We start from the raw sequence: 20,806 nt of genomic DNA on the forward strand, positions 1-20,806 counted from the left end.
TGCGAGCGTAAGGATGGAGGGTCGACATGATGAAGGAGAAAGAGACGGTATTGGACATCGATCGGCTGTCCATGATTCTCAAAACGGGGCGTGGCGCGTTTACGGCCGTGAATCAGGTCAGCTTTCAGATCAAAGCAGGGGAAACCGTCGCACTCGTCGGTGAATCGGGCAGCGGCAAAAGCGTCACGTCCCTGTCGATCATGGGGCTCATCTCCAAAAAAATCGGCACGCTTGAAGGCAGCATCCGTTTCAAAGGGAGTGTGCTCAACCAACTGGCGGAGCGTGAGATGCGACAGATTCGCGGACGGGACATCTCGATGATTTTTCAAGAACCGATGACATCGCTGAATCCGGTGCACAGCATCGGGCGGCAGATCGATGAGGTGTTCCGGCTGCATGCCGACTATTCCAAGCAGGAGCGGCGGGCAAAAACGATCGAGATGCTGCGAAAAGTGGGCATTCCGCGCCCCGAGGCCATTGTTAACGAATATCCTCACCAGCTGTCGGGGGGAATGAAGCAGCGGGTGATGATTGCGATGGCGATGGCGTGCGAGCCGGATTTGCTGATCGCCGATGAGCCGACCACGGCGTTGGACGTGACAATCCAAGCGCAAATTCTCGATCTGATGAACGAGCTGAAGCAGACGGCGCACACCGCCATCCTGCTGATTACCCATGATTTGGGTGTGGTTGCAGAGATGGCCGATCGCGTGATGGTCATGTATTACGGCGAGATTGTGGAAGAGGCGGATGTTCAAACGATTTTTGCGAATCCGAAGCATCCGTACACCGTTGGGCTGCTCCAGTCGATCCCGAGCCTAGAGACGGAGCACAGCAGGCTGACGCCGATTGAGGGGAATGTACCGGTACTGGGCGAAATCTCGGGCGGCTGCCCGTTCCGCTCCCGCTGCAAACACGTCACGGAACAGTGCGTGCAGGAAAAGCCGCCGGTGATCCGGATGGGCAAGCATGCGGTCCGTTGCTGGATGTATGTCGATAAGGAGGTGGCGATATGAGCGAAAATCTGCTCGTGGTCGATAACCTTAAAACATACTTTCCGCTAAAAAAAGGATTTTTCGGACAGCCGTCCGGCCACGTCAAGGCGGTGGACGGCGTTTCATTTCGGTTGAAGCAGGGAGAGACGCTTGGCATCGTCGGCGAAAGCGGCTGCGGCAAGTCGACAACAGGGCGGAGCATTTTGCGGCTTGTTGAGCCGAGCGATGGCTCAGTGCGATTTGGCGGTGAAGAGCTGATCGACATGCCGCAGGCGAGGTTGCGCGAGATGCGCAGCCAGATGCAGATCATTTTTCAAGATCCGTATGCCTCGTTGAACCCGCGGCTGACGGTTTCCTCCATTTTGGCAGAAGCGCTGCGCGTTGGCGAACCACAAAGCGATGTACGACACTTGCGGCAGATGGTCATGGAGCTACTTGCGATGGTCGGGTTGAATCCGTCACATGCCGACCGCTATCCGCACGAGTTCAGCGGAGGTCAGCGGCAGCGTATCGGAATCGCCCGCGCGATCGCGGTAAAGCCCAAGCTGATCGTGGCCGATGAGCCGGTGTCGGCACTGGACGTCTCGATCCAGGCGCAGATTTTGAACTTGCTGCAAGACTTACAGGAAGAGCTGGGTCTCACCTACTTGTTTATCTCGCATGACCTCGGGGTAATCCGTCATATCAGCGATCGTATTGCCGTTATGTACTTGGGCCGGATCGTGGAGATCACCGACAAGAAGCGGCTGTTCGCGGAACCGTTACACCCGTACACGCAGGCGCTGATGTCAGCGGTGCCGGTGCCGAATCCCAATCAGAAAAAAGAGCGGATCGTGCTGGGGGGAGATGTGCCGAGCCCAGCCAATCCGCCGACAGGCTGCGCCTTCCACCCCCGCTGCCGCCACGCGATGGATATTTGCAGACGCGTCCGGCCGGTTGAAATGGCGGTGGCGCATGATCATATGGTGGCTTGCCATCTTTATGGGGCCGATGAAAGGAGCGAATGATGATGAAGATCGAACGAATCGAATGGAAACGATTGCACTTACCGCTCAAGGACCCGTTTGAAGCGAGCTTCGGACGTTTGGCCAAACGCGATTTTTTGTTAATCAGCGTGCACAGCGAGGGAGAGACAGGGTATGCCGAAAGCGTAGCAATGCCGTTCCCTTACTATAATGAAGAGACGACGGATACGATTCTCTACATGCTGGATGCGATCATGATCCCCATGCTCCTGAAGAGTCCGATCGAACGCCCGGAAGATGTGGATCGTCTGTTTTCGTCGATCCGGCGTAACAATATGGCGAAGGCGGCTTTGGAAGGGGCCGTTTGGGATTTGTACGCCAAGCAGCAAGGTTTGTCGCTTGCACATGCGCTGGGCGGAAAGCGCAAGGAAATCGATGTCGGCGTAAGCGTCGGGATTGAGCCATCCGTCGAGGACGTGGTCCGTAAGGTGGAAGGATTCGTCGCGGATGGTTACAAGAAGATCAAAGTCAAAATCAAGCCTGGTTTTGACATCACGCTGATCGAAGCGCTGCGCAAACGGTTTGGCGATTCCTTGCCGCTGATGGCGGACGCCAACTCCGCCTATACGCTCGACCAGCTCGACCTGATCAAGGAGCTTGACCACTATAACCTGATCATGATCGAGCAGCCGCTTGCCCATGATGACATCGTGGACCATGCGCGTCTGCAGCACCAACTGAACACGCCGATCTGCCTCGATGAGAGCATCCATACGGCAGAGGATGCGCGACGTGCGATTGAGCTTGGCAGCTGCAAAATCATTAATATCAAGATAGGCCGCGTCGGCGGACTGACGGAAGCGAAGAAAATCCACGACTTTTGCCAGGCGAACGATGTTCCCGTCTGGTGCGGCGGGATGCTGGAGAGCGGTGTGGGTCGGGCGCACAACATCGCGATCACCTCATTGCCTAATTTCACGATCCCTGGCGACACCTCCGCCTCTAGCCGTTATTGGGCACAGGATATTGTCGTACCGGAAGTGGATTTCCTGAGGCCCGGGATTTTGGCGGTGCCGGACGGACCGGGGATCGGCTATGCGATCAACTGGTCTGCGGTGGAAGCGTTGAAAGTGCAAGAAAAAAGCTATTCGCACACGAATGTGACGATATGAGCCCGAGGTGAGCTACACATGCAGTCAGAATTGGAATACCGCGTGATTACGGACGCAGTGCAGATGGAGGAAGTCGAGATGCTGCAGCTTGCGGTATGGGGGGACAAAAACATCACGCCCACGCCACAGCTGATGGCCGCCATTCATAATGGAGGCGTGGTGATCTCTGCCTACCACGATGGGAAAGCGGTCGGCTTTTGCTACGGCTTTGCCGGTTTCAAAGCGGGGAAGGCGCATCTTTGCTCCCATATGCTAGGGATATTGCCAGAGTACCGAGACTGGGGCATCGGCAAACAGCTCAAGCTGCGCCAGCGCGATTGGGCGATCGCCTATGGCTATGAGAAGATGACATGGACCTATGATCCGCTGGAGGCGCGCAATGCGTACCTCAACCTGTGCAAGCTGGGCGGCATCGTCAAGACGTACATGGAATCGTATTACGGGGAAATGAAAGACGGCATCAACAAAGGTCTGCCAACGGACCGTTTTTTGTTGGAGTGGCATTTACAGGGGGAGCGGGTAATTCGCGGGTTGGAAGGCGTCTCACTCGTCGAAAGTAAATGGAAAGACTATCCATGGGTATTGGATTGGCAAGAAACGAATGGGTACCCGCATCCACTCGTCCGCGACTGTGTGGGAGAGAATGAAGGAATGCTGCTCGCGGTCCCTGCAGACATCCATTCACTGAAAAAGGAACAGCTGGAAGTAGCGGCCCAGTGGCGTATGGCTCTTCGCCGGATGTGCCAGGACGCTTTTGCACAAGGCTACGTTGCTGTCGGTCTGCTTAAAACGGAAGGGCCTGCGCATGCCTATGTGCTGGAACGAATAAATGAAGAGGGGGACGTGTAAGATGGAGCATTTGGAAGCATATGCTGCAAAATTGATGGAGCAAGCCAAGCTGCCGGGAGCGTTTATCGGTTTTGCCAAAGACGGAGAGACCGTGTTTGCTAAAGGGCTTGGTTTTGGCGATGTAGAGTCGCAGACGGAGATTACGCTCGATACGGTGTTTGGAATCGGTTCGATAACCAAATCGTTCACGTGCGTCGCGATCATGCTGCTGCAGGAAGCGGGGAAGCTTTCGGTTACAGATCCGGTTTCCGATTATTTGCCTGAGTTTCGGACCGCGGATGAAGCGTTGACCCGCAGGATTACCATCGGCAACCTGATGTCGCATACAGCCGGCCTGCCATCGCTACCGTCCCTCTACTATGCGATGCGACGCAGCATGGAAATCGACCCTGCGGTGAAAGAAATGCCGTCCAGCATTGACTTGACCGCGCATGAGCCGATCGATACGTATGGGGAGCTGATGGATTTCATCGCAAGCCTTGATGTCAAATTGCTGGGTGAGCCAGGGACCGAGTTCAGTTACAGCAATGACGGGTATGCGCTCCTCGGCGCGATTATCGAACGTGTGAGTGGGCAATCGTATGAAAGCTATGTGAAAGAGCATCTGCTCGATCCGGCGGGAATGACCAACACGGTGTTTTTGATCGAGGATCTGGAAAATCAACCGAACATCGCCACGCTCTATACAAGCAAAAAAGGAGAGAATGGCAAAGAAGTGTTCGCAGCACCGATCTGGTGGGATGCGCCCGCCATGCGTGCGGCAGGCTTTTTGAAATCGACGGGACGGGATATGCTCGCTTACGCCGAAATTTTTAGAACCGGCGGATTGGTGGGAGAAACCCGAATTCTTACAAAAGAAAGCGTCGAGCAGATGATCGGCAATTATGCCGGGCTGGAGCCAGGGCGTCACTACGGCTACGGGTTCATGGTAACGCCTGATTTCCGCGGCGGAACGCTGGTCGAGCATGGCGGCGCGATCAAGGGAGTCGCTGCTCAGATGTGCATCGTGCCTGAGCAAGGGATCACCTGCGTCGTCCTGACTAATCTCGACGGAGCGCCATCGACAGAGCTTTTGGGGGCGACCCTGAACACGGCGCAAGCGCTGCCGGTCGAGGAGCCGATCATGAGCTATGCCGAGTCGCCTGTCTCCGCTGATTCTTTGCAAGAATATGTCGGCCAGTTCGGTTCGGGAGAAGGGGAGAAGCTGGAGATTACGGCAGATGAGGCGGGGCTGTCGCTGACGGTGCTCGGAACGACATTCGCACTGAGGCCAGTGGGAACGGACAGTTTTGTGTTCCAGACGCCGACCGGTTTGGAAAAATGGATTCGCTTCAACCGCGATGGGGAAGGCAAGGTCAACCGAGTCGCCTTCCATTTCCGTCAGCTGCTCAAATTGACCGAGGAGGCGTGACATGGGAACGCATGTATGGGAAAAACCGTTTGAAGCTTATGCCCAAAAGCTGATCGACGAGGTGCAGGTACCGGGAGCGATCGTTGCTGTCGCAAAAGACGGAGAGCTCATCTACGAAAAATCGTTTGGATATCGTGATCGCGAAGAACAGGCGCCGATCGACCTTGATACGGTGTTCGGGATCGGCTCGATTACAAAATCGTATACATGTGTAGCGATCATGCAGCTCCAAGAAGCAGGTAAGCTCTCCATCCATGATCCGGTCGTGAAGTATTTGCCCGAATTCCGCACGCCAGACGAGTCGCATACAAAAGCAATCACGATCCAACACTTCATGACGCATACCCTTGGACTGCCACCGCTTTCGTCGCTGTTCCCCGGGATGCTTGAAAGCATGAAGGATGATCCGGCGGCGGAGGAGCTGCTGGCGCTACCCGAGCTGCAAGGGCTAGAACCGATTCATACGTATGAGCAGCTGATGGACTATATCGCCAAACAGCCCATCGAACTGCTCGGTGCGCCGGGTTCCGAGTTCAGCTACTCCAATGACGCCTATGCGTTATTGGGAGCGATCATCGAGCGCGCCAGCGGCCAGCCGTATGAAGACTATGTGAAGGAGCACATTTTGGAGCCGCTCGGACTGACGCGCAGCGTCTTTCACATCGAGGAGCTGGGTGACGATCTAAACCATTCCATGCTTTACTCCGCGGTTACGAAAGATGGAGTCAAAGAAGTGCTGCGCACCCCGATCTGGTGGGATGCACCGGCGATGCGTGCCGCAGGGTTTCTCAAAGCTTCCGCGCGGGATATGCTGCGCTATGCGGACGTGTATCGGACGGGCGGCAGTGCAAACGGCGTACGCATTTTGTCGGGAGCGAGCGTTGCCGAGATGGTCACGCCTATTGTCAAAGTGGATGCTCTGAAGGGCTACGGCTACGGACTCGGCATTCAGCCGTTCGGGGAGAACGCGACGCTAATCCAACACACCGGCGGTATTAAGGGTGTTACCGCGCACTTACTGATTGTGCCAGAAGCTGGCATCACGGGCATTCTTTTGACCAGCATATCTGATTCGCCAATCCAGGCTTTGACGCTTGGTCTGCTGAATAGCCTTCTTGGGCGCCCGCTTGAGACGCCGTACGCGACCGTTGATTCATACGAAGCTCCGCTTGACGTATTGCGGCAATCGGTCGGCACATTCAAATCAGGGGAAGGCGACCAAGTGACGGTCAAGTTTGACGAGGAAAACGAGCGGCTTGTGCTCGCCATGGGCGGCAAAGAGTTGCCGCTCCGACCGATCGGCGAGGACGCGTATTTGTTTACGGAGCGCAACGTGGATACGAGCGTACGCTTTGTGCGAAGCGCAGACGGAACGATCATCCGATTTGCACTAGGGTCGCGGCAGTTGCCGGTTGCCTGACCAAAAGGGACGGGAGGACTTTACACATGAAAGTATTCATTTCGCTTGATATGGAAGGGATCTCTGGACTTGCTGAATGGGAGGATGTCATACCGGGCCGCCGTCATTATGAGGCGGGCCGCCGCTTGTTGACGCAAGATGTGAACGCGGCAATCGAAGGGGCTTTGGAAGCTGGGGCGACCGAGATCATCGTCAACGAATCGCACGGTCCGATGAATAATCTGATTTTGGAAGAGCTGCACCCGCAGGCAGATGTCATCCGCGGCTTCTTCAAGCCACTTTGCATGATGCAAGGAATCGACTCGACTTGCGACGCCGCCTTTTTCATCGGTTATCACGGACGTGCTGGAACGGGCGAGGCCGTGATGAACCATACGCTTTCGGGTCTTGCCATTCATCGCCTGATCTTGAACGGCAAAGAAGTGGGCGAAGCTGGTCTGAATGCTGCGGTTGCTGGAGCCTTCGGCGTTCCGGTCGTGCTGGTCACCGGCGATACGCAGACAGCTGAGGAGGTGCAGGCAGACATTCCTGGTGTCTTTACCGTCGCTGTGAAAGCCGGAATCACCGGATTATCGTCACACGCCATGCATCCGGTACGTGCGCGGGCATTGATCCGTCAGCAGGCCAAAGAATCGCTGCTCAATCGGCATCTGGTTCAGCCGCTTGCGCAACAGGCGGACAATACGATCGAGGTGGAATTCACTAAGACACAGTTCGCCACTGCAGTCAGCTGGATGCCGGGCGTCGAGCTCGTAGACGGGCGGACGGTGCGTTTCCGTTCCGCCGACATTACAACCATGATGCCTGTCCTGCAAGCGATGCTGATGATCACAGGACAAGTGAACAAAATGATAACAGGGTGAGGGCTATGATCGACCAGTTGAAGCAATGGATAGAAGCGAATCGGGAAAAAATTGAAGCAACGTATCATGAGCTGCACGGGCTGGCCGAGGTCAGCTGGAAAGAGCACCGCTCGACGGCATACCTGTGCCGTGAGCTGGAAGCGATGGGCATCGCGTATGAGACATTCCCTGATATTACTGGCGTCATCGCGTATGTAGGGGAAGAGGAGGCAACGCCGGTCGTCGGCCTGCGCGCCGATATGGACGCGCTTTGGCAGTTGGTCGACGGGAATTGGCAGGCGAATCACTCATGCGGCCACGATGCGCATATGACCATGGCCTTGCATGCGCTGCGCTGTGTGAAAGAGCTCGGCTTCGAGCCGCAAGGGCGGCTCAAGGTTATCTTTCAGCCTGCCGAGGAGACGGGGGAAGGGGCGCGAACGCTCGTGCAGCACGGCGTGATCGATGACCTCGATCATTTGATCGGTATCCACGTGCGTCCTTACTTTGAGGTGCCGTCAGGCTCGGCTTCTCCAGCGATTCGCCACGGAGCCATCTCGCAGGTACGCGGCAAGCTGAAGGGGGAGCAGGCGCATGCCGCTCGTCCGAATCTCGGTACGAATGTAGTAGATGCACTCTCGCTCTTGATCACGGCCGTCAATGCGGTAAAAGTCGATCCGACAACCCCGATGTCGGCTAAGGTGACAATGGTGAAGGCAGGCGGCGACAATCTCAACATCATCCCGGATGAGGCGCAGTTTGGCCTCGATTTGCGCGCGCAAACCAATGAGGCGATGGAGTGGCTGCTCGCACGCGTCTTGCAGGCGATCGAGGTTGCTGCAACCGCCAACGGTGCTGTCGTCGAACTGGAGCCAGTCATGCAGCTTCACGCAGCTGTCCCCAATGGGGAAATGGAGCAGCTCGTAGCAAGTGCGATCGCAGAGACGCTCGGTGAGGAAAAACTTGCCCCTGCGCCAGTCACACCAGGCGGTGAGGATTTCCACTGCTATGCGGTCGAGAAACCGGGGCTTGCCACCACGATGATCGGGCTTGGCACCGGGCTTTCGCCAGGCTTGCACCATCCACAGATGCGCTTTGACCTTGGCACCCTCGCAAATGGCGTCGCCGTTATGGCAGCCTCCGCGATCAAGCTGTTGGGACATGCGCCTGAAAATAATTCATGATTGGAAACGAGCGGTAGGCAACAACTACCGCTCTTTCGCATAAAGTAGTCAGGTAAGAGCTTTTATTCCCGTTTTTTTTTGGACGCGTCGGCACTCCCAACACATGTTTACCCCTCTACGGAATATGATGTATTATCCAAGGCACGTAACTACCCATTCAGGGAGGTGTGGCATGGAATGGGCTTTCGCACATTTCGTTATCGCCAGGGGTTCGCCGCAAAACGCGTACTTGGGGTTGCTCTAGCAGTCGGGGGAATGACCATTCTGCTCGTCGCAACTCCTGCTTGGGTTATGTATGCCGGTCTCGGAGCATCACTCATGGGGGTTGGTTGGTTTTTGTTTGCCAAGTAATCAAGTAATCCGTCAAGGAGGGGTGAACATGCGGTTTTATACGATAAAGCTGCCCAAATTCATCGGCGGTATGGTGCGTGCGGTCATCGGGGCCTTCAACAAAAACAAATGACAGCATGCGGAGCGACCACTCCCCCGAATCGGGGGTGATGGTGCCAGCCGTCTCGCCCGAGCAATTAGCAGGATTGAATACGGGGAAAAAGAAAAAAAGCACCAGAGCAGGTGCTTTTTTGCGTTGCGTTTGTGAACAAACGACTATACGCGGGTTACAAGACCGGATTTCAGTGCACGAGTGCTGACATAAACGCGTTTTGGTTTACCGTCAACCAGGATGCGCACTTTTTGAACGTTAACACCCCAAGTGCGGCGAGTTGCGCGCATGGAGTGGGAGCGTGCGTTTCCAGCTTTCGCAGATTTACCTGTTACGAAACATTTGCGTGACATCTATTTCCACCTCCCTCAAGCAAGTGAAGCGAGAACGCCTAAGCCTACTCTTCATTATTACAAACACTCAGTTATAGTAGCATAGCGGAGTGTCAATTGCAATACTTGACAGTGATTTCGACAGAACAAGACAGCTTGGCTGAAAAAGCTTCATTTTCATCAGGGCGTATAGTAGAATTAGTGGATACGAATGTGATAATGACGGTTTTTGCCGTTTTCTAAAGGAGGATTTCCGACATGACAGTGGAATTGAGTACGCCTCTAGGAAAAATTGACGTAACGGAAGATGTGATCGCCCGGATTGCCGGCGGTGCAGCGATGGAAGTGTTCGGCTTGGTCGGAATGGCTTCGCGCAAAGCACTGAAGGATGGCATTGCGGAATTGCTCGGTTTGGAAACGTTGAGCAAGGGTGTCGTTGTATTCAACCAAAATGGCGAAGTCAGCCTGGATATGCATATCATCGTCAGCTATGGTACGAAAATATCAGAAGTGGCGGGAAACGTCCAGCGTCGCGTTCGTTACACGTTGGAGCAGATGGTTGGGATCGATGTCGCAGCCATCAATATTTACGTGCAGGGAGTACGTACCGATCGGGACACGTAAGGGAGGAACATAAGTGGTACATACGCAACTTGACGGAGATTTGTTTAGCCAGATGGTGTTCCTGGGCGCCGCCAAGCTACGCACAAATGTAAAAATGGTAGATGCCTTAAATGTGTTTCCGGTGCCGGATGGCGATACCGGGACTAATATGAATATGACGTTCACGACGGGCGTGGAGGAGCTGGCCAAACGGCAGTCCCCTCACCTAAGTGAGTCGGCGCAGACGCTGGCGAAGGGTCTGTTGATGGGCGCGCGCGGCAATTCCGGTGTGATTTTGTCCCAGCTGTTCCGCGGCTTCAGCAAGTCGGTGAGCGGCAAGTCCGAGATTACGGCGCACCAGTTCGCCGATGCGCTGAAAGCAGGTGTTGACACTGCGTACCAGGCTGTTATGCGTCCGGTGGAGGGCACGATTTTGACCGTCGCCCGCGAAGCGGCGGAGACAGCGGTACGGGCTGCCCGCGTTTCGGACAACCTGACGGCGGTCATGGAGAAAACACTGGAGCAAGCGAAACTAACATTATCGCGTACGCCAGAGTATCTTCCGGTTTTAAAAGAAGTCGGCGTCGTGGATTCCGGTGGCCAAGGCTTGGTCCTGATCTACGAAGGATTCGTGCAAGCGTTGCACGGCGAGGTTGTGGATGATGCAGACCATGGCCAGCAGGTAGCATCTGTCGCAGAACTGGAGCAGCTCGTCGCCGAGCAGCACAACGCACAGTTACATATGAAAACCGAGGATATTACGTTTGGCTACTGCACCGAGTTCATGATTCGACTTGCGGACAGCACGGAGGCAAACAAGAAAGCGTTTGCAGAGCAGTTGTTCCGCGCCCAGCTGGATCGCATGGGCGATTCGCTCTTGGTAGTCTCCGACGAAGAGGTGGTCAAAGTCCACATTCATGCGGAGCATCCCGGCGAGGTGCTGAATTATGCGCAGCAATACGGCAGCCTGCACAGGCTGAAGATCGAAAACATGCGGGAGCAGCATTCCAATATCGTGAAGGAAGAAGCGACGAAGCACGATTCTGCCGTTCCTGTTCCAGTTGCAGCAGAGGTGCATACGGCTGAGGTTGCCGCTCCGCAAGCGGAATCAAAGCGCTTGCCATACGGCATCATCGCGGTAGCGGCTGGCCCTGGCATTGCCGAGATTTTTAAAAGCCTTGGCGTTCATGCGGTAGTCGAAGGCGGACAGACGATGAACCCGAGCACAGAGGATTTCGTCAACGCCATGAACGGGCTTGATGCCGAACGAATCATCATTTTGCCGAACAACAGCAATATTGTCATGGCTGCTCAGCAATCGGCCGCACTGGTGGATGTACCGGTAGCCGTCATCCCGACCAAGAGCGTCCCGCAGGGGATGACCGCGCTTGTCTCATTCAATGGCGACGAATCGCTCGATACAAACCAAGAGGCGATGACGGCCGCGATTGCGCAGGTGAAAACCGGACTGGTGACGCATTCCGTCCGCGATACGAAGCTGGGCGATGTGGAAATCAAGGAAGGCGACTTCATCGGGATTGCCGATGGCACGATCGTCACCGCGCAGGCGGATATGATGGAAGCAGCCAAAGAGCTATTGCGCAACATGGTGGACGAGGACACGGGAATCGTATCCATATTGTTGGGTGAAGGAACGCAAGACGAGCAGGGCGAAGCGCTGGTCGCGCAATTGGCCGACGATCATCCGGATGTAGAGGCGGAGGTCGCCTACGGAGGACAGCCGCTCTATCCGTTCATTTTTGCGGTGGAATAAGGAAAGAGGAAGGTGCAGGATGCCACCGATTGTCATTGTAACCGACAGCGCAGCGGACATCGACGATGCGAAGCGCGCGGAGTGGGGAATTATCAACGTACCGTTGAAGGTGAATCTCGGTCAGGAAACCTATGCGGACTGGGTGACGATCAAGCCGACAGCGTTTTATCAAAAGCTGCGTGAGACGGGCGTGCTTGCGACAACCTCGCAGCCATCGCCGCTTGAGTTCGCGGAATGCTTTAAAAAAATTGTGGACGAGCATGGGCCGGACGTGCAGATCATTGCACTGATGCTGTCTGCCGCCCTGTCCGGTACGTATCAGTCCGCCTTGATCGGCAAATCGATGCTGGAGGAAGAGGTGGACATCACCATCATCGACTCCCGAAAAGCGTCGTATTTGTATGGCTATGCCGCTGTGCAGGCCGCCCGCGCGGCCAAAGAGGGCAAGACCAAGCAGCAGGTGCTTGATCTCATCGGACACATTTTAAATGACGTGCAGGTATTCTTTTTGGTCGACACGCTGACGTATTTGCAAAAAGGCGGGCGGATCGGCAAAGCGTCCGCATTGATCGGTTCGCTTTTGAATATCAAGCCGATCCTGTCTCTCGATTCGGTCGGCACGGTCTTTCCGGTGGACAAGGTTCGCGGTACGAAAAAAGCGATCGCGCGGATTGTCGAAGAACTGCAGGCGTATGCAAAAGGCGAGCCGGTCGTACTCGGTATCGTTCACGCCGATGCGGAAGCGGAAGCTGCTGAACTGCTAGAGAAGCTGAAGCAAGAATTCAAGGTGACAGATTCCTTTTTGGTGGAGCTTGGCGCGGTGATCGGTGCACACGCAGGTCCCGGAACATTAGGGTTCGTCATCTCAAAAGCATAGAACTGTGCGAGGCAAAGCCTCTTTTCTACCAATTGGGTGGAGAAGAGGTTTTTTTATTACACGCAGGCTGTAGTAGGGAAGACATAATGATGCCAATACTCAGCCATACTGATAAGGAGAAGACGTGCCACCTGCGGTTACATAAAAAGGTGAGACATTTCTAGTAATAAAAATATAAATATAGTTACTTGACAAAAGTAAGTAGTTTTCGTATGATACTTACATAATGTTAGTTCATTACAAAAAAACATCTTGGAGGTCAAACAAAATGGCAAACCTTGGACTTTTAATCATTCGTTTGGTTGTCGGTCTCATTTTCGCAGCACACGGCACACAGAAACTGTTCGGCTGGTTCGGCGGACACGGCTTGAAAGGAACTGGCGGCTGGCTGGAATCCATTGGTATCCGTCCTGGTGTACTGATGGCATTCCTCGCCGGAGCTGGTGAGCTTGTCGGCGGATTGCTGTTCGCGGCTGGCACATTCACATGGCTGGGGGCAGCTCTCATTGTCATTACAATGCTGGTGGCGATTTTCTCCGTCCATGGCAAAAACGGTTTCTGGGTTACATCCGGCGGGATTGAGTACAACGTCATTCTGATCGCGATCGCTGTCGGCATCGCGTTGGTCGGTCCTGGCGCTTACGTGCTGTTTTAAACGGAATCGAGAAAAAAACACAGATGCTGACTGCGCATCTGTGTTTTTTCATTTGGAGAGGCTCAGGTACGTTCTGGGCCATCGGCTTCGTTTTTTTTGCGCTCGCGTTCGATTTTTGCCGCCACGGTTGCTTTCGGGCTCCAGCAGTTGAATTGATAGGACGGCTGAGTTTGATAGCCGAGACGTTGACAGTGGTACGTCGTCTTTTTCGCGGCTTCCTTAATCACCTCGAAATGCTGGCAGGTAGCGCAACAGTGATAGCGCTGTGCGGCTTGCTCCATCGAAAGGCTCCTCTCTCACATGATCGATTGGATGTACTTAGCAGTATAGAGCCTTTGTGAGCAGGTGTCTGTAGGGGAACGTCGGTTGAGCCAAAATTTTTGCAGTAGGGAAAGCGCCTCATTCGAAAAATCCGCTTCCAATCGATGCCTGATGCGCTTAGACATGTAGCGCTTTCATCCCGACATGATATACTGTACTATGGGTTTGAAGTGTGTCGGGGGAGGAAAGCTCGCGTGAAATATAAAAGTGTATTTGACATTATCGGTCCGGTGATGGTGGGGCCGTCCAGTTCGCATACCGCCGGAGCAGCGAGAATCGGGCGGATTGCACGTGGCCTGTTTGGTCGCCAGCCGAAAAAGGTGGACGTTACCTTTTACGGCTCGTTTGCCAAAACGTATCAGGGTCACGGCTCTGATGTGGCGACGGTAGCAGGGATTCTCGATTTCGACACGTTTGATACGCGTTTAAAAGAATCGCTGCGCATCGCCAAGGAACAGGGCATCGACATTTCCCTGCACGTTTCCGAGGCGGTGACGGAGCATCCCAACACCTCCCGCATCCGGCTTGAAGACGAGCAGGGCGCGACAGAGGTGGTAGGGGTATCTATCGGTGGTGGAAAAATCGAGATCACCGAAATTGATGGGTTCGCGGTTCAGCTTGGCTTCAATACGCAGACGCTGATGGTATTGCATGAGGATCGCTTCGGGATGATCGCAGCTGTCGCCAAAATACTGAGCGAGCGCCAGATCAACATCGGTTCGATGGAGGTGTCACGGCATGCGCGGGGCTCCAAGGCGCTGATGGCGATCGAAGTCGATTCGGTGATTGCACCGGACATTTTGGAGCAAATGGAGCGCATCCCGTCGATCTACCGCGTCTCCTTGCTTTCACCTAGCTAATCGAGCACGTATTTCTTTTCGCACAAGGAGTTGGGGTTTGATGTTTCGCAATATAGCAGAATTGGTTGAAATGGCGCAGTCCCAAAACAAGCGGATTTCACAAGTGATGATCGAGGCGGAGATGCAAGTCTCCCAGCGCACGCGCGAGGCGATCATGGAAGATATGATTAAGAATCTGGATGTCATGGAGAGCGCCGTGCAGCGCGGGCTTCATGAGGATATCCGTTCGCACAGCGGCTTGACGGGCGGCGACGCCAAGAAGCTACAGAACTATATGAAAGAAAAGCCGTTCCTCTCCGGTCCGACATTGTTGAATGCGGTAAGCATGGCGATCGCGGTCAATGAAGTGAACGCAGCGATGGGGACGATCGTGGCGACACCGACGGCAGGGGCATGCGGGATCGTGCCGGGAACGCTTTTCGCGATTTCGGAAAAGCTGACGCCTACGCGTGAGCAAATGGTCGACTATTTGTTTACAGCAGGTGCGATCGGCTTTTGCATCGCCAACAATGCGTTCATTTCCGGCGCAGCGGGCGGCTGCCAGGCCGAGGTCGGTTCGGCTACGGCTATGGCTGCAGCGGCAATCGTGGAGATGGCCGGCGGCACGCCGGAGCAATCCGGGCAAGCGGTGGCAATCGCGCTGAAAAACATGTTGGGCTTGGTGTGTGACCCTGTCGCGGGCCTGGTTGAGGTGCCTTGTGTCAAACGCAATGCGATGGGTGCCGCGATCGCAACGGTAGCCGCAGACATGGCGCTGGCTGGCATCACAAGCGTGATCCCGCCCGATGAAGTGATCGAGGCAATGTATCGGATCGGCTGCACCATGCCGAATACGCTGAAGGAAACCGCGCAAGGAGGGCTGGCTGCTACCCAAACCGGCCGCCTGATCGAAGCGAAAGTTTTCGGCGTGCAAATCCCGAAATAAGCATGGCCGGACTCGATTCTGCGGTAATCGGGCTTCATGGGGTAGGTGAAGAGCGGGCGGCAGAGCTTAGTAGCATCGGAATCGTGACGGTTCGTGATCTGCTAGAGCATTTCCCGTCCCGCTATGAAGATTATCGCGTCAAAGATTTAACCGAAATTAAGGACCAAGAGAGGGTCACGCTGCAGGGGACGATCTACAGCGAGCCCTCTGTCCGTTTCTATGGCAAGAAAAAATCCCGCATCTCCGTCCGGCTCGTGATCGATCGGGTAGTCGTGACGGCGATCTGGTTTAACCAAAACTTTGTGAAAAAGCATTTGTCACCGGGCAAGGAAATTCTCGTGACCGGCAAATGGGATCGCAACAAGCTGCAAATCACGGTGAACGAGATGACCGAGGTGAATTCGGCACGCGTGCAGACGCGTGGCGAGCTGGCCCCCGTTTACCCGCTTGGCGGCGAGCTGACGCACACGCTTTTGCGCAAGCTGATCGAACAGGCGTTAAAAACGTATGGCAGCCAGATCGGCGAGGTGCTGCCAGCGGAATACATCGAACGCTACCGCCTGATGCCGCGCCAAAAGGCGATTGCCACCGTCCACTTCCCTGCGAATGTCGAGGAAGGGCGGATGGCCCGGCGCACGCTGATGTTCGAGGAATTGTTCCTGTTTCAGCTGAAAATGCAGGCGATGCGCCGGATTACGCGCAAGCAGACGGCCGGGATGGCGCAAAGCATCCCGATGGAAGAGGTGCGCCAGTTTGTCCGCTCGCTCGCGTTTCCGCTGACTGGTGCGCAAAAGCGCGTGGTCAAAGAAATGTTGGATGACATGCAGGCCGATTACGCAATGAACCGGCTGCTGCAAGGGGATGTCGGCTCGGGGAAAACGGTTGTGGCCGCGATCGCCCTTTACGCGTCTTTCCGAGCTGGGTACCAGGGCGCTTTGATGGTACCGACGGAAATACTCGCCGAACAGCATGTGCAATCGCTCACCGCGCTCTTGGAGCCGCACGGTATCAAAGTCGCGCTGCTCGCCGGTTCGCTTACGGCAAAGCGGCGGAGGGAAACGATCGCTGCGCTGCAGGAAGGGCAGATCGACGTGGTCGTCGGCACGCACGCGTTGATTCAGGAGGATGTCTTTTTCGAGCGCCTCGGCCTAGTCATTACGGACGAGCAGCACCGATTCGGGGTCGACCAGCGACGTGTGCTGCGCAACAAAGGCTTGTCTCCAGACGTGCTGTTCATGACGGCGACGCCGATCCCTCGAACACTCGCGATTACGGCTTTCGGCGATATGGACGTATCGACGATCGATGAGATGCCGGCAGGCCGCAAGCCGATTGAGACAGAATGGGTGAAGCACGATCAATTTCCGCTGATTTTGGAACGGGTTCGCGGCGAGCTGGCACGGGGCAGACAAGCCTATGTCATCTGCCCGTTGATCGAAGAGTCGGAAAAGCTGGACGTGCAAAACGCGATAGACTTGCATGCGCAATTGACCCACTGCTATCCGGAATTCCAGGTCGGCTTGATGCACGGCCGCCTACATGCCAAGGAAAAGGATGCGGTGATGCAGGCATTTGCCGCTAATGAGGTGCAGCTGTTGGTTTCGACCACGGTCGTTGAGGTCGGGGTGAACGTGCCGAATGCGACCTGCATGATCATATATGACGCTGAGCGCTTCGGCTTAGCCCAGCTGCATCAGCTGCGCGGACGGGTTGGACGTGGAGCGGAACAGTCATATTGCTTTTTGATCGCCGATCCTAAATCGCAGGTCGGCAAAGAGCGGATGCAGGTCATGTGCGAGACGAACGACGGTTTTGAACTGTCGCAGCGCGATTTGGAGCTGCGCGGGCCGGGGGACTTTTTCGGTACCAAGCAGAGCGGCTTGCCCGAGTTCAAAATCGCCGACCTGTTGTCCGATTACAAGGCGCTGGAGGTGGCCCGCCAAGATACGGCGGCACTTGTGGCGACCGATGAATTTTGGCGCGAGCCGCGCTATGCCCACCTGCGTGCGTATTTGGAGCGGGAAGGCGTATTGGAAGGAATCGTGTTTGACTAATGCATTGAAACGAAAAAAGCAACTGCCCGCGAACGAAAGACGGGGCCAGTTGCTTTTTGTTGTTGATGATTATAAAAAAGCATGAAGCAAAAAGAGGACGGCAAACGCAACGCCAGTTCGCAAGTGCCACTTCCGATCCAGTCTCCTATATCGGAATAAGCCCGAGATCGGAACCGGGAGCAGGACGAGTAAGGCAAGCAGACCGCTCACATTGCTAAAATCAAATGTAAACCCATACATGAAGACCGCGACCGTATGCAGGATAATAAAAGCAATCGCGATGATGGCGACCGGCGTATGCCATCTGCGGACGAAACGTAGCAGAGCGGCCAACGCTTTTTTGATCTTTTGCGCACCGTCCAGAACGCGAAGTCTCATGACAAGAAGGAGGACATAGTTCGCCAGCACAAAAAACAAGGCGATTCTTGCATTGGAGCCCAAGTCTTTAAACGTATGTTCGAACCTTTTGCTAGCGAGCGTTTCTGCCGGAACCTGCATGAGCGCATACAGTTGCCAAATCACCAATACAACCGCTATCATTATCGAAACCATGACCCATAGACGTTCCTTTTTGGGGATCCATTGTTGTTTGGTGCCCCCGGTTTCCCGTGTATTCATAATCTTTCTCCTCCTGATTAACTCGCTGTCCCTCTTTGAAGAGATAGGAGTGATCTCGTCTGCTATCATGGTACAAAAAAGTTCTTAAGGAATCATGAGAGTCTCTCTGAAAAATTTCTGAAAGGTCGCGCTGAAACTTCAGAAACCCTTCAGAATTTCTAGCGGGATTCTTAAGAGGCATCGGGTAAACTTAAAACCAAAGAGAAGGGAGAGAGTCCCGTGGCCCAAGAAACCATTCTCATCATCGATGATGAAAAAGAAATCCGCGATTTATTGGGGATTTATCTCACAAATGATGGCTATCACGTATTGAAGGCAGCAGATGGATTGGAGGGGCTTTCGTACTTGGAAAACGAAACCGTCCATTTGGTGATCTTAGACATCATGATGCCTCGCTTGGATGGGATTCAAGCGTGCATGAAAATCCGTGAAAGCAGGAATGTGCCGATTATCATGTTATCTGCGAAATCACAGGATATGGACAAAATTATGGGATTGACCACCGGAGCCGATGATTATGTGACGAAGCCGTTTCAACCGCTGGAATTGATGGCCCGAGTGAAGTCGCAGCTACGACGCTATCTCAGGTTAAATCAAACGGATGGTAACACGCGCACCCATGCACACGAGCAGATGGATGTGATTGCCATTGATGACTTGTTGATCAACGTCACGACTCACGCGGTCACGGTTGAGGGTAGAGAAGTCAAGCTGACTCCACGGGAATTTGCCATATTGGCACTTTTGGCGCGAAATCCTGGCGTGGTCTTCAATACGGAAAAAATATATGAACGCGTCTGGAATGAACCGTTTTATGAATCGGATAACACCGTTATGGTACACATCCGTAATTTGCGTGAAAAGCTTGAGGATAATCCAAGATCACCTCGGTATATCAAAACTGTGTGGGGGGTCGGCTACAAAATTGAGCCATAAACAGCGGCTTTTCACTGGAACGCTTGTCCAGCAAGTCCGGTCAAGCATCCGGATTCAACTGATTTTTGCGTTTGCATGCTGTGTTCTTGTTTCCGTGCTCGTCGGTTTCGTGACGAGGCCACTTTTCGTTACGAATGAACGCAGACTCGATTTTATGGAAGGGATCGTCTCGATTAATGAGAGCGCACGAGAGCTGGTCAAGCAATTCAATGACATGAATCAAGATCGTAATGTACTCATCATCGAATTGGGAGACAAAGATCCTGTTTTCAAGAGCAGGTTCCTGAATCGATCACTCCCGTCAAACACAGGGGATGAAGAGTGGTTGACCGTCCCTCGAGATGGCAATTCACAATACCGCTTAACGAAAAGCGAATTGATTCTTTATTTGCTTAATGCGACGAAACAAACACTCCCGCTCCATGCCTTCATTACCGATGCAGAGGGGAACATTCGATATAAATCCGCTGGGGTAAACGAAACCCATGTCGATCTTCCCCATATGATGGAAGATGCCCAAAGGCCTCCGGATGGACACGATAAGCATCCGATCGTGACCAGGCTGTATCCACTGACCTTGGATGGAGCCAAAGCGTACTTGCTTGTACAGGGTGTCCCACAATCAACGGTGGTCTATGTAAAGGAACCCGGCTGGGCTCCGTTTCTACTGGGGTTGATTACTTTTTTTCTCTGTTTTTATTTGATCACTAAACGAAAGATGAGAGAAATGGAAGAGATTGCGTACGGTGTGAAGGAAATCGAGAAGGGGAATTTACAATATCGCATCCGGGAAAAAAGCAAGGACGAGCTGGGGTCTTTAGCTATCAGCATCAATCGCATGGCTTCGGAGTTAGACCAAATGATTGAAAGAGAGAGGCAAGCGGAGAAGGTTAAGGATGAGCTCATAACAAACGTTTCCCATGACTTGCGCACGCCGCTTACGTCCATCATGGGCTATATGCGTTTGGTGAAAGACCGTCAATACAAAAACCAGGCCCAATTAGAGGAGTATGTGGATATCGCCTATGGGAAATCAGAGCAATTAAAAAAACTGATCGAAGATTTATTTGATTTTACACGCCTGCATCACGAAGGGGATTCGCTGAAAAAAGAAAAAGTCAGTCTCAACCAAATGTTGCGACAACTGCTCGAAGAACTGGATCCGATTGCGAAAGATAACGATGTTACCTTTCAAAAAGACTTTCCTCCTGAACCGATCAAGGTGGAGGTTGATCCTAATCTAATGGTGCGGGCATTCGAAAATGTGCTGACCAATGCGATCAAATACAGTACGCACCCGGGGAAGATTCTTGTCAAATTGGTCCGTCACAGCGATTCTGTACAAATGACCGTATCGAATCCATGCGAGGCTATCTCCATGGAAGAGGTTAATCGATTATTTGACCGATTTTACCGGGTGGACACCTCTCGCACCTCCAGCAAGTCAGGTGCAGGGTTAGGGTTGGCCATTACCAAAAGCATCGTCGACTTGCATCAGGGGTCCATTGACGTGGAATATGAAGATCATGTCATCCGGCTATCGATCTTCTTGCCCCTATAAAAAACTGGTT

Annotated in this window: 22 protein-coding genes; 19 read left to right on the forward strand and 3 right to left on the reverse strand. The window is 53.9% G+C overall.

Annotation, left to right across the window (positions count from 1 at the left end):
* Positions 1–26 precede the first annotated feature (26 nt).
* The 10 genes from EDM56_RS06480 (at position 27) to spoVM (ending at position 9,301) form a co-directional block, all read left to right on the forward strand.
* Positions 27–1,016 carry an ABC transporter ATP-binding protein gene (locus EDM56_RS06480; RefSeq protein WP_122917075.1) on the forward strand — a complete coding sequence of 330 codons (990 nt, stop codon included), beginning with the start codon at positions 27–29 and terminating at the stop codon, positions 1,014–1,016.
* Complete coding sequence (locus EDM56_RS06485) at positions 1,013–2,002, forward strand: ABC transporter ATP-binding protein (RefSeq protein WP_122917076.1); 990 nt, start codon at positions 1,013–1,015, stop codon at positions 2,000–2,002. Before EDM56_RS06480 ends, EDM56_RS06485 begins: the two co-directional genes overlap by 4 nt.
* 2 nt (positions 2,003–2,004) lie before the next feature.
* Entirely contained in the window at positions 2,005–3,132 is a 1,128-nt protein-coding gene (gene menC / locus EDM56_RS06490; protein WP_122917077.1) for an o-succinylbenzoate synthase, read from the forward strand.
* 18 nt (positions 3,133–3,150) lie between these two features.
* Complete coding sequence (locus EDM56_RS06495) at positions 3,151–3,981, forward strand: GNAT family N-acetyltransferase (RefSeq protein ID WP_122917078.1); 831 nt, start codon at positions 3,151–3,153, stop codon at positions 3,979–3,981.
* A gap of 1 nt (position 3,982) precedes the next feature.
* Positions 3,983–5,392: a serine hydrolase gene (locus EDM56_RS06500; protein ID WP_122917079.1), complete on the forward strand. Its 1,410-nt coding sequence runs from the start codon at positions 3,983–3,985 to the stop codon at positions 5,390–5,392.
* A 1-nt stretch (position 5,393) separates the two neighbouring features.
* Positions 5,394–6,812 (forward strand): serine hydrolase domain-containing protein, encoded by a 1,419-nt coding sequence (locus tag EDM56_RS06505; protein WP_122917080.1) that lies wholly within the window; start codon positions 5,394–5,396, stop codon positions 6,810–6,812.
* A gap of 26 nt (positions 6,813–6,838) precedes the next feature.
* Complete coding sequence (locus EDM56_RS06510; RefSeq protein ID WP_122917081.1) at positions 6,839–7,675, forward strand: M55 family metallopeptidase; 837 nt, start codon at positions 6,839–6,841, stop codon at positions 7,673–7,675.
* A 5-nt stretch (positions 7,676–7,680) separates the two neighbouring features.
* Positions 7,681–8,838 (forward strand): M20 peptidase aminoacylase family protein, encoded by a 1,158-nt coding sequence (locus EDM56_RS06515; protein ID WP_122917082.1) that lies wholly within the window; start codon positions 7,681–7,683, stop codon positions 8,836–8,838.
* 177 nt (positions 8,839–9,015) lie between these two features.
* A complete protein-coding gene (locus EDM56_RS31375) occupies positions 9,016–9,189 on the forward strand; it encodes a hypothetical protein (RefSeq protein WP_183192315.1) in 174 nt (57 codons plus the stop codon).
* Between the two features lie 28 nt (positions 9,190–9,217).
* A complete protein-coding gene (spoVM, locus tag EDM56_RS06520; protein WP_122917083.1) occupies positions 9,218–9,301 on the forward strand; it encodes a stage V sporulation protein SpoVM in 84 nt (27 codons plus the stop codon).
* Positions 9,302–9,444: 143 nt separating this feature from the next.
* Here spoVM and rpmB read toward each other — a convergent pair whose 3' ends face one another.
* The gene (gene rpmB / locus EDM56_RS06525; protein ID WP_122917084.1) at positions 9,445–9,633 is read right to left on the reverse strand and encodes a 50S ribosomal protein L28; all 189 of its coding nucleotides are present in this window, start codon (positions 9,631–9,633) and stop codon (positions 9,445–9,447) included.
* 237 nt (positions 9,634–9,870) lie between these two features.
* Between rpmB and EDM56_RS06530 the strand changes: the two genes are divergently transcribed.
* The 4 genes from EDM56_RS06530 (at position 9,871) to EDM56_RS06545 (ending at position 13,521) form a co-directional block, all read left to right on the forward strand.
* Positions 9,871–10,236 (forward strand): Asp23/Gls24 family envelope stress response protein, encoded by a 366-nt coding sequence (locus EDM56_RS06530; protein ID WP_122917085.1) that lies wholly within the window; start codon positions 9,871–9,873, stop codon positions 10,234–10,236.
* Positions 10,237–10,249: 13 nt separating this feature from the next.
* Positions 10,250–11,989 carry a DAK2 domain-containing protein gene (locus EDM56_RS06535; RefSeq protein ID WP_122917086.1) on the forward strand — a complete coding sequence of 580 codons (1,740 nt, stop codon included), beginning with the start codon at positions 10,250–10,252 and terminating at the stop codon, positions 11,987–11,989.
* A gap of 19 nt (positions 11,990–12,008) precedes the next feature.
* Positions 12,009–12,866: a DegV family protein gene (locus EDM56_RS06540; RefSeq protein WP_122917087.1), complete on the forward strand. Its 858-nt coding sequence runs from the start codon at positions 12,009–12,011 to the stop codon at positions 12,864–12,866.
* Positions 12,867–13,134: 268 nt separating this feature from the next.
* Positions 13,135–13,521: a DoxX family protein gene (locus EDM56_RS06545; protein ID WP_122917088.1), complete on the forward strand. Its 387-nt coding sequence runs from the start codon at positions 13,135–13,137 to the stop codon at positions 13,519–13,521.
* Positions 13,522–13,583: 62 nt separating this feature from the next.
* Here the strand turns inward: EDM56_RS06545 and EDM56_RS06550 are convergent, their stop codons facing one another.
* Complete coding sequence (locus EDM56_RS06550; protein ID WP_122917089.1) at positions 13,584–13,802, reverse strand: hypothetical protein; 219 nt, start codon at positions 13,800–13,802, stop codon at positions 13,584–13,586.
* 234 nt (positions 13,803–14,036) lie between these two features.
* On the opposite strand from EDM56_RS06550, the gene sdaAB reads away from it, so the two are divergent.
* Genes sdaAB through recG form a run of 3 tightly spaced genes read left to right on the forward strand, consistent with a single transcriptional unit; the run spans position 14,037 to position 17,681 of the window.
* A complete protein-coding gene (gene sdaAB, locus EDM56_RS06555; protein ID WP_122917090.1) occupies positions 14,037–14,702 on the forward strand; it encodes an L-serine ammonia-lyase, iron-sulfur-dependent subunit beta in 666 nt (221 codons plus the stop codon).
* Between the two features lie 40 nt (positions 14,703–14,742).
* Positions 14,743–15,627 carry an L-serine ammonia-lyase, iron-sulfur-dependent, subunit alpha gene (gene sdaAA, locus EDM56_RS06560; RefSeq protein ID WP_122917091.1) on the forward strand — a complete coding sequence of 295 codons (885 nt, stop codon included), beginning with the start codon at positions 14,743–14,745 and terminating at the stop codon, positions 15,625–15,627.
* 2 nt (positions 15,628–15,629) lie between these two features.
* Positions 15,630–17,681: an ATP-dependent DNA helicase RecG gene (gene recG / locus EDM56_RS06565; protein ID WP_122917092.1), complete on the forward strand. Its 2,052-nt coding sequence runs from the start codon at positions 15,630–15,632 to the stop codon at positions 17,679–17,681.
* Positions 17,682–17,750: 69 nt separating this feature from the next.
* On the opposite strand, the gene EDM56_RS06570 is transcribed toward recG, so the two are convergent.
* Entirely contained in the window at positions 17,751–18,299 is a 549-nt protein-coding gene (locus EDM56_RS06570; protein ID WP_122917093.1) for a hypothetical protein, read from the reverse strand.
* A 219-nt stretch (positions 18,300–18,518) separates the two neighbouring features.
* On the opposite strand from EDM56_RS06570, the gene EDM56_RS06575 reads away from it, so the two are divergent.
* Complete coding sequence (locus EDM56_RS06575) at positions 18,519–19,235, forward strand: response regulator transcription factor (RefSeq protein ID WP_122917094.1); 717 nt, start codon at positions 18,519–18,521, stop codon at positions 19,233–19,235.
* Entirely contained in the window at positions 19,225–20,796 is a 1,572-nt protein-coding gene (locus EDM56_RS06580; protein WP_183192317.1) for a sensor histidine kinase, read from the forward strand. Before EDM56_RS06575 ends, EDM56_RS06580 begins: the two co-directional genes overlap by 11 nt.
* Positions 20,797–20,806 lie beyond the last annotated feature (10 nt).

Source organism: Brevibacillus fluminis, assembly GCF_003710825.1.
GTDB lineage: Bacteria > Bacillota > Bacilli > Brevibacillales > Brevibacillaceae > Brevibacillus_D > Brevibacillus_D fluminis.